The sequence below is a fragment of the Moraxella caprae DSM 19149 genome (assembly GCF_000426885.1).
In the GTDB taxonomy this organism is placed as follows: domain Bacteria; phylum Pseudomonadota; class Gammaproteobacteria; order Pseudomonadales; family Moraxellaceae; genus Moraxella; species Moraxella caprae.
Genome location: NZ_AUGF01000048.1, coordinates 1 through 16,075, shown reverse-complemented (window position 1 = coordinate 16,075; position 16,075 = coordinate 1). Strand labels below are relative to the sequence as shown.

The following is a 16,075-nucleotide window of genomic DNA, read 5'->3' as shown; positions in this document are numbered from 1 at the left end:
AATTTATTTTAGTTCAGTAAATATTTGGGAAGTGGCAATCAAATCAAAACTGGACAAACTTGATATTGTTGGGGCAAATCCAAAAGGACTGTATGATGATTTGTTGGACGGTGGTTATGATGAATTGGCTGTCTTATCAAAACATTGCATACAATAGACTTCCTGCAAAACCCAAAATAAGGAAAACCGTTCGTGGTGAGCTTGTCGAACCATAACGGTTTTCCGCCACCCCTCAACAAGCTCGGGGCGAACGGAAAGCCTAGTTTTGCAGGAAGTCTAATTAGAAAATTTGCCTTTTGTGCATAGAGACCCTTTTGATAGATTGTTAATCAGTCAAGCCATGAGTGAAAATTTAACTTTAATTACTTATGATAACTGTATTTTAAAATACGATTGTGTTAAAACTTTAAAGATTTAATACATAAAAAAACCAAATAAGAGACATTTATGAAAATCAGCGAAAACTGGCTCAGACAATGGGTCAATCCTACCAATACTTCTGCCGAGCTTGGCGAACAACTGACCATGCTTGGCTTGGAATTGGACGGCATGGAGCCTATCGCCCCCATGTTTAGTGGCGTGGTTGTGGGGCAGGTCATCACTTGCGATAAGCACCCCGATGCCGACAAACTCTCTGTTACCACCGTCAATATTGGCACAGATGAGCATTTGCAAATCGTCTGCGGAGCTCCCAACGTGCGAGCAGGGCTAAAAGTGGCGGTTGCTACAGTCGGAGCGGAGTTGCCTCCCATTGATGATAAGCCCTTTAAAATCAAAAAAGGCAAACTGCGTGGCGTGGAGAGTCAAGGCATGCTCTGCGGTGCATCCGAATTGGGTCTTATTGATGAGATTGACGGACTATTGGAGCTGGACGATGACGCTCCGATTGGCGTTGATGTGCGTGAGTATTTGGGGCTGGACGGTCAGATTTTTGATGTGGCGATTACCCCCAATCGTGGCGACTGCCTAAGCGTGCTGGGTCTATCTCGTGAGATTGGCGTGGTTAATGGCTTAGCCCTAAACCGCCCCGAGATTATTACAACCCCCCCCACGCTGGATAAAGCGGTAGCCGTCAAAGTAGAAAACCCCACCGCCTGCCCTCGCTATCTGGCTCAGTACATCGGCGACATTGACCGCAGTGTTAAAACCCCCAAATGGCTCAAATATAACCTAATGGCAAGCGGACTTCGCACCCATAATTTTTTGGTTGACGTAACCAACTTTATCCTATTAGAACTCGGTCAGCCCCTACACGCATTTGACGCTGATAAAATCGTGGGAGCGATTACGGTACGCCTTGCCAATCAAGGCGAAACGGTGGAATTACTCAACGAGCAAACCATTACCCTAAGTGGCGATGAGCTTGTTATCGCTGATGACGTGGGCGTGCTTGCACTGGCAGGGATTATGGGTGGGTCTCGCTCGGCGGTGTCGGACAGCACGACCAACATCGTGCTAGAATCGGCTCATTTTAACCAGCTAAACATCGCAGGGCGTGCCAGACGTTTTGGTTTGCACACCGATGCCAGTGCCAGATTTGAGCGTGGGGTGGATTTTGACTTACCCAAACTCGCCCTTGACCGTGCGGGGGCGTTGATAGCCACGATTGCAAACGGTCAAGTCGGACAAATCACCACCGCCGAGAGCGTGGCGGATTTGCCAAAACGTGAGCCTGTGCGTGTGCCATTTGACAAGGTAGAAAAACTGCTTGGCGTGGCGTTGTCTGCCGATGACATCACCGACCTATTAAACCGCTTAGAAATCAGTACCACGTTTGACGGTACGGCATTTGTCTGCCAGCCCCCAAGTCATCGTTTTGACATTGCCATATCAGAAGATATTATTGAAGAGATTGCCCGTGTGCATGGCTATGACAACATCGCCCCACGCCTGCCACAGTTTGCAGTGGACATGAGTTATGACGATACAGCGGATTTGACCCATGTGCTTAAATTGACCCTTGCCAAACAAGGCTATTTTGAAGCGGTGAGTTTTAGCTTTTGTGATGACAAATTAGAAAAACTGCTCCACGATGACAAATTGGGCGAGATACTGCCCCTTACCAACCCAATTTCATCAGAGCTTGCGGTCATGAGACGTACGCTACTATCTAGCCTACTGCCCATCGTGAGCCACAACCTAAACCGCCAGCAAACGGACGTGCGACTGTTTGAAGTGGGTTTGTCGTTCGTGGGTAAAGATGTCGCAAGCCTCGCCCAAATCGGCAGCCTTGCCATCATCGCCACAGGACGGGCAACCGACAGCATTCATGGCGTGCGTGGCATGGACTTTTATGACCTAAAAGCCGACATCGAAACCCTGCTCCCTGCTCATGTCCGCCCAAGCTATGAGCGGGCGGATTTGGCGTTTTTGCATTCGGGGCAAAGTGCGTATGTGTCGGTAGGTGGCGAGCGGATTGGCTATTTTGGGCAATTGCACCCCAGTATCAGCACCGCCTTAGATTTACCGACTGTGTGGGTGGCTCAGTTTGAACTGGATAAACTCATCAATCTGCACCGTACCGCCCTTGATGTCGCCTTGCCAAGCAAATTCCCAAGCGTTCGCCGTGATTTGGCGTTTTTTGTGGATAAGGATTTGGCATGGCAAGACATGGCAGATGTCGTGCGTGATGTGGCAGGCGAGCATTTGACAGACGTTGCCTTGTTTGATGTCTATGAAGGCGACAGACTGCCTGCAGGCAAAAAATCACTGGCATTTGCCATGACCTTGCAAGATACCGCTCATACCCTTTCTGATGATGAGATTAAGGCGTTGATGGATAGGGTGATTGTGGCATTGACCGACAAATACCAAGCACAACTGCGTGATGGCTGATGTTTATCAAGGGCGAATGTGGTTCGCCCTTAACCCTAACAATGCCAATTTTAATTTAATTTTAAAAGGATAACACATGGCAACCTTAACCAAAGCAGACATGGTAGACCATTTGACCATTCGCCTGCGTATGACTCGCCAAGACGCTCGCAAATTGGTGGATACCTTTTTTAGTGAGATTAGCCAAAGTTTGGCGGACGGTAAAGAAGTCAAGCTCTCAGGCTTTGGCAACTTTGAATTAAAAGACAAAAAATCCCGCCCCGGTCGCAACCCCAAAACAGGGGAAATTATCCCTGTCAAGGCTCGTCGTGTTGTTACCTTTAAGGCAGGGCAAAAGTTTCGCCGTCAGATTGAAGTTAAATAAAACCAAAACAAAAAAACCCATTCCATGAATGGGTTTTATCTTATACCCCCATCAATATCCGCCTCATTTTTTGCATAATTTTTCCAGTTGGGTCAAATCCATTCTTATCATGCCCAGCGTGTCCGTGATATTAACTTTGCCGTCTGCATGAATATTATCCTTATTTTTATGACAACTGACCTCTAAGGGCATTTGGCGATAAGTTGTTTGCCATTTTCCACCCCGAAATTCAAAATCCACCATTTGAGTTTTTGCCACGAGTGGCGATAAAAACAGCGTGGCAAAAAACAAAAACAAAGTCATCATCGGCACAAATAATATGAGCGAAATCATGCCTTTTAATGCTTTATTTTCACCATAAAGATAATACGCCCCCACCAAAAATACCACGATTGCCACCCCAAAAAACACTTTATCCATATATCCAAATTCTAGGGTAATGAATTTATCAAAATGCACCAATCCCAACATGATGACAAATAAGAAAAAAGACGAATACGCCAAATGCCCTGCCCGCTTACCCAAATCTACACCCATTGGAACATGCTCTTTGATATAATCTTGATTGTCAATATGACAAACAGGAAAACCCAATGAATGAAATAGCCTCACCAATTCATCAACATCATCAATTTGCCACACACCATCTTCGATAATCAGTCGCTTTTTGATGTCGCCAAATTTGTCTTTTTGAATACCATGAATTATGAGGGTTTTATTATATTTACTCAAATGGGGATTGAGTTTGGCAAGTAGCTTACCCATCATGGCTCGTGGTAGATTTTCAGTAATTTCTATTTTGTCAATTTCGTGCCAAGCAATAGGGGCACAATTAGGCAATTTATTTAAAAAATCCTTATTGATACGAATGCCCTCTGCATCTATGATTAAGGAAGAGTCGGCAAATTTGGGCTTAAAATATGCCCGTGCCAACAAATAAACGCTCACACCCGCCACGACAAAAATACCAGCATGTTCCCACCACAACAGATTATCTTTAAACCAAGTCAGCACAAGAGCCAAACACGCCATCGTGATATTGATAATACCATTAATGGTAACAGATAACTGATTTTTTATTTGCTTAGAACGCATGGGGTAGAGGCGAGCATTCATGATTTATCCTTGTTATTTTGTGTTTTATTTTACACTCTACAAAATGAAAAAGTGCTACGGTTTCCGTTCGTGGTGAGCTAAGTCGAACCATGACGGAAAATAGCTCAGGACGAACAGTTTCCGTGGTAAAATTCAATTTTGTTAGCTGTAGCATAACACCAAAAAAACAAAAAACCCATTTTATCAATGGGTTTTTATGGTTAATTCAGCAAAAATCACAGCTCGCCAAATTTGCGTTTGGCTTTCTTCTCTTGGCGTTTGGCAAAGAATACTTCTTCGACCGCTCGTTTTTTGTAGGGCTTTTTCACACCGTCTCTACCGCCAAATTTTGCCGTCTCTTTGCCGTCCTTTCTTTTGTCATCACGCCATGCACGCTCGCCTTTGTGGGTATTATCACGCTGTCCAAATTCACGGCTGTTTTCACGAGCATAGCCAAAAGATTTGGGTTTATCTTGGCGATAATCCCTGTCTTGGCGAGTGCGTCTGTCGTCTCTGTCGCCAAAACACTCTTGGTACGGCTTGGCAACACGCTCATCACGTCCACTCTCGCCACGCTCATATCGCTCTGTACGGTATTGGCGTTCACGGTTTGGTCTGTCGCCTTGTCGGTCATAAGCCTCATGTCTGTCATGACCGCCAAATGATGACCGCCCTGAACGAGTGACAAACTCCGCTCTCTCGCCACGCCCAAAACTACGACCGCCGCCACGACCATAACGCTCGCCACGTCTGCCACGCCCTTCACGTCTGCCGTCTTTGTCTTTGGCACTTAGGGCAACTCGTTTGGGTTCTAGTCCTGCGACCACTTCTTCTTTCATTTCACGGTTTAGATAGCGGTTGATGTGTCCGAGCTGACGTCTGTCGTCCATGCTACATAGGTTCATGGCGACCCCTGTCCGCCCTGCTCGCCCACAGCGACCAATGCGGTGCACATAGTCCTCGACTTGACGAGGCAAATCATAGTTCACCACATGGCTAATGGCAGAGATGTCAATGCCACGAGCGGCGACATCGGTGGCAATCAAAAAGTTGCACTTGCCCGACTTGACATCGCTGATGATGCGGTTACGCTTACCTTGTGGCAAATCACCGTGTAGATAGCGAGCCGATAATCCTGCTTCGGTAAGCGACTCGGCAAGCTGTTCGGTACTGCGTTTGGTGGCGGTAAAAATCACCGCTTGGTTAATCTCGGGGTTGCCCAAAAGTTCAATCAAAATCTTATTTTTGTGGTGAAAATCATCACAAAAATACACACTTTCATCGATATGAGCCGACTCAACTTTGATGGAGACACACTCAGGGTTCACAGTAAAGCTCTCGGCAATCTTGCCAACCGCTCCGTCCCATGTCGCTGACGACATCACGGTTTGACGCTTACTCGGGGCGGCTTCTAAGATGGTCTTAATGTCATCGGCAAAACCCATGTCCAGCATACGGTCAGCTTCGTCCAGTATCAGCGTGTCAAGCTCGGACAAATCCACACGCCCGTCATTCATGTGGTCAATCAAGCGACCGGGGGTGGCAATGACAATCTGCACGCCTTTACGCAAGGCACGAATCTGTCCGCCATACGGAGCCCCGCCAACCAATGGCACACTAAAAATCCCACGCATTTCACTGCTGTATTTACGCACGTTGTCCTGCACCTGCATGGCAAGCTCTCGGGTGGGGGTGAGTATCAGGGCTTTAATGGCGGTCTTTTGGTGGCGGTTGTGTGATTTTTGGCTAAACTCGCTGGATTTTTCGGCAGGTTTTGGCTGGGCTAATTGGTGCAAAATCGGCAGGACAAACGCCGCCGTTTTACCCGAGCCTGTTTGGGCGGACAGTAGCAAATCACGTCCATCTATGGCATGGGGGATTGCCCCTGCCTGAATGGGCGTGGGCGTGGTATAGCCTGATTTGGTCAGGGCTTTTAAAATGGGTTTGGCAAGATTTAACTGCTCAAAAGTTAAGCTGTTTTGCTCTTTTTGCTCGGTGGGTTGCTCGCCTGTTTGCTCATTTTGTGGGGCAAAATCTTGTTGGTGTTGGGTTGTCATAAATAACCTTGATGTCATGATGTTGATAATAATCGCTGGCTTGGCGAACGTGGTTGGGTTTTAAAAAATTATCTAAATGGCAAAGGATAGCCCTTGCCAGACCCAATCATGTTTTACAAAAACACCGAAGACAATTCATACTGCCAACAGTTTGCCATTGGTTTTACTTTTATCAATAAAAGCAACCTTGACAAAATCAGCAATCATGATGATAAGAAGTACACAGAAGTCATTTTAGACATGCCATTTTAATTGTATTAAAAATAAACAATGGCAATTTGCATTTTTCTGATATATTTATCATTAAAAGTAATGATGAAATATCCAAACGCCCAGAAGTATAAAACGAACTTAACTCGTTCTTAAACACATTTGATGGCAAGACCGTCCTAGCCTACGATGTGGCTTATTCTAGGGCGTACCCTAATATCAATAGAAAATAAGCAAATTCAGCGATGATTTGGCAAATTATTTTACCAAAGAGAGCCATTATACCACAGTTTTTGGTAAAGTAGGCAGGAAATTTTGGTAAATTTTAGGGGTTTTTGGCTTTTAAAAAATTCTCAAAAATGCCATAATATAATAAGTAGCATGAGTATTTTATTTTTTATGGCAATTTTAATTTACACTCTACAAAATGAAAAAGTACCACGGTTTTCTGTTCGTGGTGAGCTAAGTCGAACCATGACAGAAACCGACCCGCAGGCAAGCTTGTGGCGAACGGTTTCCGTAGTAAAATTCAATTTTGTTCGCTGTAAGTTAATTTTGTTGATATACTCAATCCGCTAAACATGGGTTTGTGAAAATAATCATTACAAGTTATTAAAGGACATGACGTGGTACAGATTCGAGACAGCTTGCCCTTGCTGACAGGCAAAGACTCAGGCGACAGTGCAAGCCTAGCAGCAAGCCTTGTGGCAGACCAATTACACCCCGATTTTCAGGCACAGCTTCACAGTCAAAAACTCACCACTACCCACGACCACAGCCACGCCACCGACACGCCTGCCAAGATTAGCGAGAGCGACATTGACATTGACAAATGGCTATCCAATGTCGCCCAGCGTATCGGCAAAGATGAGTTGCCCCTGCTCAAAAAAGCCTGCCAATTTGTACAAGTACAATCATCCAAACCACATAACTCTCGCTCAGGAGCGTATGTAACAGGCATTGGCATGGCGGACATTTTAGCGTATCTGTTCCAAGATGAAAACGCTCTGGTCGCTGCCATGCTCTATCGCTCGGTACGGCGTGAGCTAATTAGTATGGACTCCATCGCTCATGAGTTCGGGGCAGACATCGCCCATCTCATCGAAGACACGCTTGCCATGGGGCGACTGTCTGAGGTGATAGAGGGCAACAAACGGCTTGAAGATTATTTTGAAAATAACAACCGTGAACAGCTATCGACCATATACAGCATGCTCATTAGCACCACCAATGACGTGCGGGCGGTACTCATCAAACTTGCCGAGCGTACCTTTGCCATGCGTGAGTTGTCCTTTGCCACGCCCGACCGCCAAAAACGGGTGGCTCGTGAGGTCATGACCATCTATGCTCCATTGGCTCACCGCTTATCCATCGCTCAGCTAAAATGGGAGCTAGAAGACCTAGCTTTTCGCTATCTTGCCCCTGATGAGTACAAACGCATTGCCAGTCTGCTCGCCCAAAAACGTAGCGAGCGTGAACGTTACATCGAAGAAGTCAAGCAAACACTCACCGATGAGCTAAATCGGGTCGGTATCAAATGCGAAGTCTCAGGGCGTGTCAAGCACATCTACTCCATCTATCGCAAGATGATAAAGAAAAACCTATCCTTTGACCAGCTCTATGACATCAGAGCCTTACGGGTACTGGTAAACACCAACGCCGAGTGCTATCACACCCTAGGCGTGGTGCATGGACTGTGGCGACACGTCCCCGAGCAGTTTGATGACTACATCACCAACCCCAAACCCAACGGCTACAAGTCGCTACACACGGTCGTCATCGCCCAAAATCGCACCCTAGAAGTGCAGATTCGCACCTTTGACATGCACTTTGAGGCGGAGCTTGGCAAGGCGTCGCACGTCAATTATAAAGAGGGCTTAAAAGGCAATAAAACAGACGACTATCTCACTGCCAAAATCAGCTCGTTAAGACAGCTCTTAGGCGGAGACAAAAGCGAGAGCGACGAGATAGAGCTTGACAACCTTGATAACGTCCAACAAATCTACGTGTTTAGCCGAGACGGGGACATTACCGAACTGCCCAAAGGGGCGACCGTGCTTGACTTTGCCTACCATGTGCATACCGAAGTTGGCAATCGTGCCCAAGGGGCAAGGGTAAACGGGCGTTATGTGCCACTGACTCATCAGCCCAAAACAGGCGACCAAGTGGAGATTATCACCAAATCAAGCCGTGAGCCGAATCGTGACTGGCTTGTCTCATCGCTGGGTTACATCTACACCGCTCGTGCCAAAGCCAAGCTACGCCAATGGTTTAACAAGCAAGACCGTGACAAAAACATCGAAACGGGCAAAGCCCTGCTACTGCGTGAGTTAGAGCGACTGAGCGTGGCGGTGTCGGGGGTGGACTTTGGTACGCTGTGCCGAGAGCTGGACTACAAGGGCGAAGATGAGCTATATCTTGCCATCACCATGGGCGAGATTGGGGTTAGCCAAATCTCAGGCAAAATCATCAAGGATTTGAACTTAAGTACGCCCAATGTCAGCGAAACGCACATCAAATCCAAACCCCAAACTCGCCCCAACAAATACAAGATTGACGTGCATGGACTTGACAATGTCGAGATACACCTTGCCAAATGCTGTAACCCCGTGCATGGCGAACCCATCACAGGCTTTATCACGCTCATGAATGGAGTCAGTATCCACAGTAGCGACTGCGTGGAGCTGTCACGGCTCGCCCAAAAAGAGCCAGAGCGGGTCGTCTGTGCCGACTGGCAAGCGGAGTTTGGGCGGTATCAGCCTGTCTGTGTGGTCGTGGACGCTCACGCCACAAGCGGACTGCTGCGGGATTTGTTTAATGTCATCGACCGTGAGAAAGTCAATATCCAACGTGCCGAGACAGTCTTTGATGATGGCATGGACGCCCAGATGAAATTCTTTGTGGAAGTGGCAGGCATTGAGCATTTATCTCGCCTGCTTGCCAAAATCGAGCAACAGCCAAGCGTGGTCAAGGCAAGGCGAAGTGTGGGTTAGGATTTAGGGCGTGTCTGCCCTAAACACTTGACCACAAAAAACGGTTCGTGTGTGAACCGTTTTTTGTGGTTGTCAGGCTGTCTATTTGGCGTGCTTGATACACTCTGTGGCATACGGCACCGCGTCGAGTCGCCCTTCTTCTATCTCTTCACCGCACTCACTGCATTCGCCATACAAGTCGTTTTCAATGCAAGATAAAGCGACATTGACTTTGGCAAGGTTTTCTTGGGCCTCGATGAGCAGATTTTTACGCATGTCGTTTTCTTGGGCGGCGACAGCTTGATCGTCCCAATGTTGTCCTAGCTCATCTTGGGGGTGCTCTAGGTGATTGGTGATTTTATCAATGCGGTATTCATACTCTGCTTTTAGGGCGAGCAAATCGGCTTTGTGTTTGTTGATGTCCATGATAACTCCTAATGGCTAATAAAATAAAGGATTTAAGTATAGATTAGCACAAATTTAGGGTATTGGGTAGCGGTATTTTTAGCCCCCTGACAAATAGCCATTTTTTATTAAGTTTGCTACAATACCCCAAATTTTTTATTGACACCACACCATGAAAACCGATTTTGACACCCGCTCCATTGCCGAATTTACCGAATCCGCCTACCTAAACTACGCCATGTACGTCATCATGGACAGAGCCTTACCGCACATCGCCGACGGCTTAAAGCCCGTCCAACGCCGTATCATCTACGCCATGAATGAGCTAGGACTTCGCCACACCGCCAAACCCAAAAAGTCCGCCCGTACCGTGGGCGACGTGCTGGGCAAATACCACCCGCATGGCGATACAGCGTGCTATGAAGCCATGGTGCTTATGGCACAGCCGTTTAGTTATCGCTATCCGCTTGTCATGGGGCAAGGCAACTGGGGCAGTCCTGATGACCCCAAATCCTTTGCCGCCATGCGATACACCGAAGCCAAGATGAGCAATTACGCCAGCACCCTATTGTCCGAGCTTGGCGAAGGTACGGTGGATTTTATCCCCAACTTTGACGGCACGATGAGCGAGCCTGCCACGCTCCCTGCCCGCCTGCCAAACATCTTGCTAAACGGCACCACAGGCATAGCCGTGGGGATGGCGACCGACATTCCGCCCCACAATCTCACCGAGACCGTCAAGGCGTGTATCAAACTCCTAAAAAACCCCGACATCACCACAGCCGAGCTATGCAAAACGGTGCTTGCCCCTGATTTGCCGACATCTGCCGAGATTATCACGCCAAAAGATGAGCTTGTCAAAATGTACGAGACAGGGCGTGGCAATTACAAAATGCGAGCGACTTATCATATTGATAAGCAAGACAAAAATACCGTCATCATAGACGCTTTGCCCTATCAGGTCTCAGGCTCAAAAATCATTGAGCAGATTGCCAAACTCATGACCGACAAAAAACTGCCGTGGGTCAATGACATCACAGACGAATCCGACCACGAGAACGCTTGTCGTATTGTCATTGAGTTTAAGCGTGGCAAGGTTGAGATTGACAAAATCATGGCTCATCTGTTTGCCACGACCGACCTAGAAACGTCCTATCGGGTCAATATGAACATGATTGGGCTAAATGGCAAACCCGAAGTCAAAAACTTAAAACAAATCCTATCCGAATGGCTCTCATCACGCCGTAGTGTGGTGCTAAGACGACTCCAAAACCGTCTTGATAAGATTGACAAACGCTTGCACATCTTGGCAGGTTTGCTCATTGCCTATTTGCACATTGATGAAGTCATTGCCATCATTCGCACCGAAGACGACCCCAAGGCGGTCTTGATGAGCCGTTATGGGCTGTCTGACACCCAAGCGGACGCCATTCTTGACATCAAACTTCGCCAATTAGCCAAACTAGAAGAGATTGAGCTAAATGCCGAGCGAGACGAGCTACAAAAAGAGCGAGCCATCATCGCCGAGCAAATAAATAACCCCAACAGCCTAACAAACCTTTTGATAGACGAGCTAACCTTTGACATGAAAACGCATGGCGATAAACGCAAATCGCCTGTCGTGGAGCGTGAAGAGTCTGTCGCCATCAAAGCGTCCGAGCTGACCCCGAGCGAGAGCGTAACCGTCATCATCTCAAAAGCAGGCTGGATTCGCATGGCAAAAGGACATGAGATTGACCCTGTCGCCCTAAACTTTCGCACAGGCGATGAGTACGCCACGCACGCCCTTGGCAAGACGGGTGAGCGACTCATCGTTCTTGATAACATGGGGCGTAGCTATGGGCTAGACACGGCAAGTCTGCCGTCCGCTCGTGGGCAGGGCGAGCCGATTAGCAGTATGCTCAACTTGGCAAATGGCGTAAAAATTGAGCAAGCCCTATTTGGACAATATCCCATTATCCTAGCCAGCAGTCAAGGCCATGGTTTTATCACCGACACCAAAGGGCTAGACACCGCCCAAAAAGCAGGTAAAGCGGTGGTCAATCTGGGGGGTGCGACCCTGTTGCCATTTGCCCCTGTGGATAACGCCATGCACATTGCGGTGGTAAGTAGTGGCGGAAATCTGCTCATCTTTAACCGTGATGAATTACCCGTACTGACAAAGGGCAGGGGCAACAAACTCATGAGCCTAAAAGACAACGAAACGCTGGTGGCGGTGTGTGCCTTAGCCGACACGGACAATCTTATCATTCGCACCAATAAGCGTACGCTCACCCTAAAACCTGCCGACTGGGCAAGCTATCAAGGCAAACGTGCAGGACGTGGCGGAGCATTGCCAAAAGGGTTTTTGAGCGTGGTGGGGCTTAGCACGGCGACATCATAAGCAAATTTAGAGTAAGTTTATGGAATGCTCATTACCGCCCACACTTATCCAACATCGCCATGATTTTATTAAAATGAACTTAAAAAACATGGCGATCATCTTATTGTGCGTGTTTGCTTTTGCGGTACCGATTTATTTTTTGGCAGATTGGCATACTCTCATTAAATGGGTGGCTTTGGGAATGTTATCATCTCTAATCCCCCTTTGCATTTATCTGACACTACAAAGTCGGCAAATCATTCATCAAGACGCACAAGGCATCACAATAAAAATTGGGCTTTGGCGAATAAAAACCGTAAGAATAGATTATCAAGACATCATCGCTGTCACCGACATCTATTTGCCTGCCAAACGTTATAAAAATCCGCCAACCATTTTGCAAATCTCCTATCATCATAAAAACACCATTTACCAACAAAATATCAATCTGTGTCGTCACGATGCACAGATATGGGTGGATTTTCAGATGTTTTTGCTTCACAAAAAGATCTTCAATCAAGTATTGTATCAAAAATCCGCCATACTAAATCTGCCCCAAACCTTTAATTCTCGGTATTATCTGGTAGGGTTTTGTGTGGTTGCAGGTGTGCTTGCTGTGATGGTGTTTTTATTTTATATCGCAATGGGCGTGTATCATTTTAATGAGCTGTCGCCAGATGCCCAAATTCACCTTTTTGTGTTAGTGGCATTTTTGATTTTTATCATCAAGCTACTCATTGATGGGATTAAATTCATCGCCAAAAGTGGTACAATCACACTACACCCAGACCATTTATTAATCAAAACCATTTTTAACAAAGAAATCATCATCAAATTATACTTACTAAATTATGAAAATATCAAAACAGACATATCGGACATCAATGTTTTTCAAAAATTTTCTTTTAATGATGTCAGGCAGGATTTTATACTCATCAATCATCATAGCCACGCCCAAGCGGTTCAAGATTTTTTTAAGAGAAAATCTTGTCAAGTATTAAGGCGCGTCTACCATTAATAACTTTTCTATAAAATAAGACGAGAATTTAACGATTTAATTTATTTTTTACATGAAAAATGACTATCCGACCACTTATTTTAAAAAAATTACACCCAACAAACTTGATGTTTACTACGGGTTTTGTAGGGGTTGGCTCCGCACACCCTTTGGTGATATTATTGTGCAAGGCGTGCTCAGCACGCCCCTACGTTCACACATCATTGTATTTGTAGTAATTTTAAAGTTTCTTGGGTATATCATGCCAAAAACATCATCCATGCTTTAGCATCACCAACAACCCATTTTAGGACAAACCATGCACAAATTCATCGCCTATATCCCCGAGTCCGACCTAGAAAATGTCAAAACCGCCCTATTTAATGCAGGGGCAGGGCAATTTGACGGATACAGTCATTGTTCTTAGCAAGTGCTTGGCGTGGGACAATTTAAACCTTTAAAAGGGGCAAACCCTGCCATCGGTCAGATTGACAAAATAGAATACGTCCCTGAGTGGCGGGTTGAGACCATCGTCCCTGATGACAGGCTCATGGATGTGGTGCGTGCTTACAAGTCCGCTCACCCTTATGAAGTGCCTGCTTACGATGTCTATCGGATGGCGGCGATTTAGTGGGGCTTGCCAAGCGTGCCGACTTATGCCAAAATAGAACAACCATAGACAATATTGGCATTTGGGAAAGTCAAAAAAAACACCAATAATGGTGAGTATTATGGTTTATTGTCTCTATGAAATATGGAGTTTTTATGACAACTCAATCTTTATTTTTTAAAAAGTTTTCCAAAAAATCCCTAGCCCTTGCCCTGCCTGTGTGCTTACCGCTGTTTTTTGGGGCGTGCAGTCAGCCTCAAAACCAAGCCCAAACAGGCGACACCACCGACAAGACAAGCGAGACCAAGACGGACACCACCACCCCAAAATCTGACCGTGATACGCTGGTTATCAATAACGGTGCCGAAGTCGGTTCGCTTGACCCACACAAAACAGGGGGCGTGCCTGAGTCTGGGCTTGCCCGTCAGCAGTTTGTGGGGCTAGTTAGCACAGATGCTGATGGCAATCTTGAGCCTGCCATTGCCGAAAGCTGGGAGAGTGCCGACAACAAGGTGTGGACGTTCAAGTTGCGTGATGCCAAATGGTCAAATGGCGAGCCGATTACCGCCCATGACTTTGTGTTTAGTTTTCAGCGTATGGTTGACCCAAAGACGGCTGCCAACTTTGCCAACTATGTGGCGGATGCTAAGTTTTTGAATGCAAACGACATCATCGAAGGCAAAAAAGCCCCCATCGAGCTTGGCGTGAAAGCCATTGATGATAAAACCGTTGAGATTACCCTATCCGAGCCTGTGGCGTTTTTGCCTGACATGCTCACCTACACCGCCATGCGACCTGTTCCCAAAAATGTGGTAGAAAAATTGGGCGATGACTGGTCAAAAATCGAAAACATCGTGGTAAACGGTCCATACATCATCAAAGAGCGTGTCATGGGCGAAAAAATCGTCCTTGCCAAAAACCCCCATTATTATGATGCCGACAAAGTCGCTATCCCAAACCTTGTGCTACTGCCGATTGATTCTGGGCAGACGGACTACACCCGTTATCAGGCAGGCGAGATTGATGTGACTTATACCGACATTCCAAGCAACATTCTTGCTAAGGCTGACAAAAATGAAGTCAAAACATCGCCATCGTTTTGCTCGTATTATTATGAGATGAACGTCAATAAACCGCCCTTTGATGACGTGCGTGTTCGACGTGCGATGACCTTGACTTTAGATAGAGAGCTGATTGCCGAAAAAGTGGCGGCTCGTGGCGAGACTCCTGCCTATCAGATGACCCCAAAAGTTACCGCCAACAACCCCAACTACACCCCAGATTGGCAAAAACTTGATAAAACCGCTCGCATTGCCGAAGCCAAAAAACTGCTGGCAGAAGCAGGCTACAACAAGCAAAATCCTTTGAAGTTTGAGCTACTCTACAACACCAGCGAAAACCACAAAAAAGTGGCGGTGGCGGCTCAGTCCTTATGGCAAGAAGCCCTTGGCGACACCATCAAGATTGAGCTACACAACCAAGAGTGGAAATCCTACCTTGCCACTCGCCGTAACCACGAACACCAAATGGCTCGTGCGGCATGGTGTGGCGACTACAACGACCCTGCTACGTTCCTAAACGTCATGAAAACCAAAGGCTCGGGCAACTATGGGGCGTATTCTAGTGCCGAATATGACAACCTACTAAAAACCGCCTACACCGCCAACAGCCCCGAAGAGCGTGCCAAGGTGTATCATGAGCTTGAAGCGATTTTGGACAAAGATGTGCCAAATGTGTGGGTGTATCATCAAGTGAACGTGCGTGCGGTAAAGCCATATGTCAAAGGCTACTCAACCAAAGACGCTCTTGGCAACTGGCAAGCCCGCCATTGGTCATTTGAGTGATGTGAGTTTTTAAATCAGGAAAATTAGTACAACAAAAAGGGCAAATAATGAACCGCCCCCCAAAGCTCGCCACTCACACTAACCTTTGGGGTGCTTTCTATGGCAAAATACACCACCGACTTTAAACTGTCTGTAATAGCATATTATCTAAACGGACACGGTTACAAGCAAACCGCTAAACAGTTTAACCTATCCACAGACAGTATGATCAAGCAGTGGGTCAAACTCTATCAAGCACACGGCATTGATGGCATTAAAAGACGACACACCAAAGCCGTCTATGACACAGACTTTAAACTAAACGCAATCAAACAAATTCAAAAT

The 16,075-nt window shown here is 46.6% G+C and carries 11 protein-coding genes and 1 pseudogene; 9 read left to right on the top strand and 3 right to left on the bottom strand.

Annotated features, from left to right (window positions below; translation table 11 throughout):
* The first annotated feature begins 447 nt into the window (after nucleotides 1-447).
* Together pheT and K941_RS0110635 are read left to right on the top strand one after the other, a co-directional pair.
* Nucleotides 448-2,835, top strand: coding sequence for a phenylalanine--tRNA ligase subunit beta (pheT, locus tag K941_RS0110640; RefSeq protein WP_029103606.1), 2,388 nt, complete (start codon nucleotides 448-450; stop codon nucleotides 2,833-2,835).
* A 76-nt stretch (nucleotides 2,836-2,911) separates the two neighbouring features.
* Nucleotides 2,912-3,199 (top strand): integration host factor subunit alpha, encoded by a 288-nt coding sequence (locus K941_RS0110635; RefSeq protein WP_029103605.1) that lies wholly within the window; start codon nucleotides 2,912-2,914, stop codon nucleotides 3,197-3,199.
* A gap of 63 nt (nucleotides 3,200-3,262) precedes the next feature.
* Here the strand turns inward: K941_RS0110635 and K941_RS0110630 are convergent, their stop codons facing one another.
* Nucleotides 3,263-4,315 carry a hypothetical protein gene (locus tag K941_RS0110630; RefSeq protein WP_029103604.1) on the bottom strand — a complete coding sequence of 351 codons (1,053 nt, stop codon included), beginning with the start codon at nucleotides 4,313-4,315 and terminating at the stop codon, nucleotides 3,263-3,265.
* 215 nt (nucleotides 4,316-4,530) lie between these two features.
* A complete protein-coding gene (locus tag K941_RS15575; protein ID WP_051226022.1) occupies nucleotides 4,531-6,351 on the bottom strand; it encodes a DEAD/DEAH box helicase in 1,821 nt (606 codons plus the stop codon).
* Nucleotides 6,352-6,444: 93 nt separating this feature from the next.
* On the opposite strand from K941_RS15575, the gene K941_RS17210 reads away from it, so the two are divergent.
* Entirely contained in the window at nucleotides 6,445-6,603 is a 159-nt protein-coding gene (locus K941_RS17210; protein WP_156892333.1) for a hypothetical protein, read from the top strand.
* A 584-nt stretch (nucleotides 6,604-7,187) separates the two neighbouring features.
* A complete protein-coding gene (locus tag K941_RS0110615) occupies nucleotides 7,188-9,554 on the top strand; it encodes a RelA/SpoT family protein (RefSeq protein ID WP_029103603.1) in 2,367 nt (788 codons plus the stop codon).
* 81 nt (nucleotides 9,555-9,635) lie between these two features.
* On the opposite strand, the gene K941_RS0110610 is transcribed toward K941_RS0110615, so the two are convergent.
* Entirely contained in the window at nucleotides 9,636-9,959 is a 324-nt protein-coding gene (locus tag K941_RS0110610) for a TraR/DksA family transcriptional regulator (protein ID WP_444542971.1), read from the bottom strand.
* 151 nt (nucleotides 9,960-10,110) lie between these two features.
* Here K941_RS0110610 and parC point away from each other — a divergent pair, with 151 nt between their 5' ends.
* The 5 genes and pseudogenes from parC to K941_RS0110575 all read left to right on the top strand — a co-directional run.
* On the top strand, nucleotides 10,111-12,321 hold the full coding sequence (gene parC, locus K941_RS0110605; protein ID WP_029103601.1) for a DNA topoisomerase IV subunit A: 2,211 nt from the start codon (nucleotides 10,111-10,113) through the stop codon (nucleotides 12,319-12,321).
* A gap of 88 nt (nucleotides 12,322-12,409) precedes the next feature.
* Nucleotides 12,410-13,318, top strand: coding sequence for a hypothetical protein (locus K941_RS0110600; RefSeq protein WP_156892332.1), 909 nt, complete (start codon nucleotides 12,410-12,412; stop codon nucleotides 13,316-13,318).
* Nucleotides 13,319-13,616: 298 nt separating this feature from the next.
* Nucleotides 13,617-13,928: pseudogene (locus K941_RS15570) on the top strand (NGG1p interacting factor NIF3).
* A 134-nt stretch (nucleotides 13,929-14,062) separates the two neighbouring features.
* The gene (locus K941_RS15565; RefSeq protein ID WP_036388176.1) at nucleotides 14,063-15,751 is read left to right on the top strand and encodes a peptide ABC transporter substrate-binding protein; all 1,689 of its coding nucleotides are present in this window, start codon (nucleotides 14,063-14,065) and stop codon (nucleotides 15,749-15,751) included.
* 99 nt (nucleotides 15,752-15,850) lie between these two features.
* Nucleotides 15,851-16,075, top strand: a 225-nt coding sequence (locus K941_RS0110575) for a helix-turn-helix domain-containing protein (RefSeq protein WP_029103598.1), incomplete at its 3' end; no start/stop codon positions are given.

Coding starts and splice junctions, on each gene's coding strand:
- pheT (WP_029103606.1), top strand. CDS start 448: ATGAAAATCAGCGAAAACTGGCTCAGACAATGGGTCAATCCTACCAAT.
- K941_RS0110635 (WP_029103605.1), top strand. CDS start 2,912: ATGGCAACCTTAACCAAAGCAGACATGGTAGACCATTTGACCATTCGC.
- K941_RS0110630 (WP_029103604.1), bottom strand. CDS start 4,315: ATGAATGCTCGCCTCTACCCCATGCGTTCTAAGCAAATAAAAAATCAG.
- K941_RS15575 (WP_051226022.1), bottom strand. CDS start 6,351: ATGACAACCCAACACCAACAAGATTTTGCCCCACAAAATGAGCAAACA.
- K941_RS0110610 (WP_444542971.1), bottom strand. CDS start 9,959: ATGGACATCAACAAACACAAAGCCGATTTGCTCGCCCTAAAAGCAGAG.
- parC (WP_029103601.1), top strand. CDS start 10,111: ATGAAAACCGATTTTGACACCCGCTCCATTGCCGAATTTACCGAATCC.
- K941_RS0110600 (WP_156892332.1), top strand. CDS start 12,410: ATGGCGATCATCTTATTGTGCGTGTTTGCTTTTGCGGTACCGATTTAT.
- K941_RS15565 (WP_036388176.1), top strand. CDS start 14,063: ATGACAACTCAATCTTTATTTTTTAAAAAGTTTTCCAAAAAATCCCTA.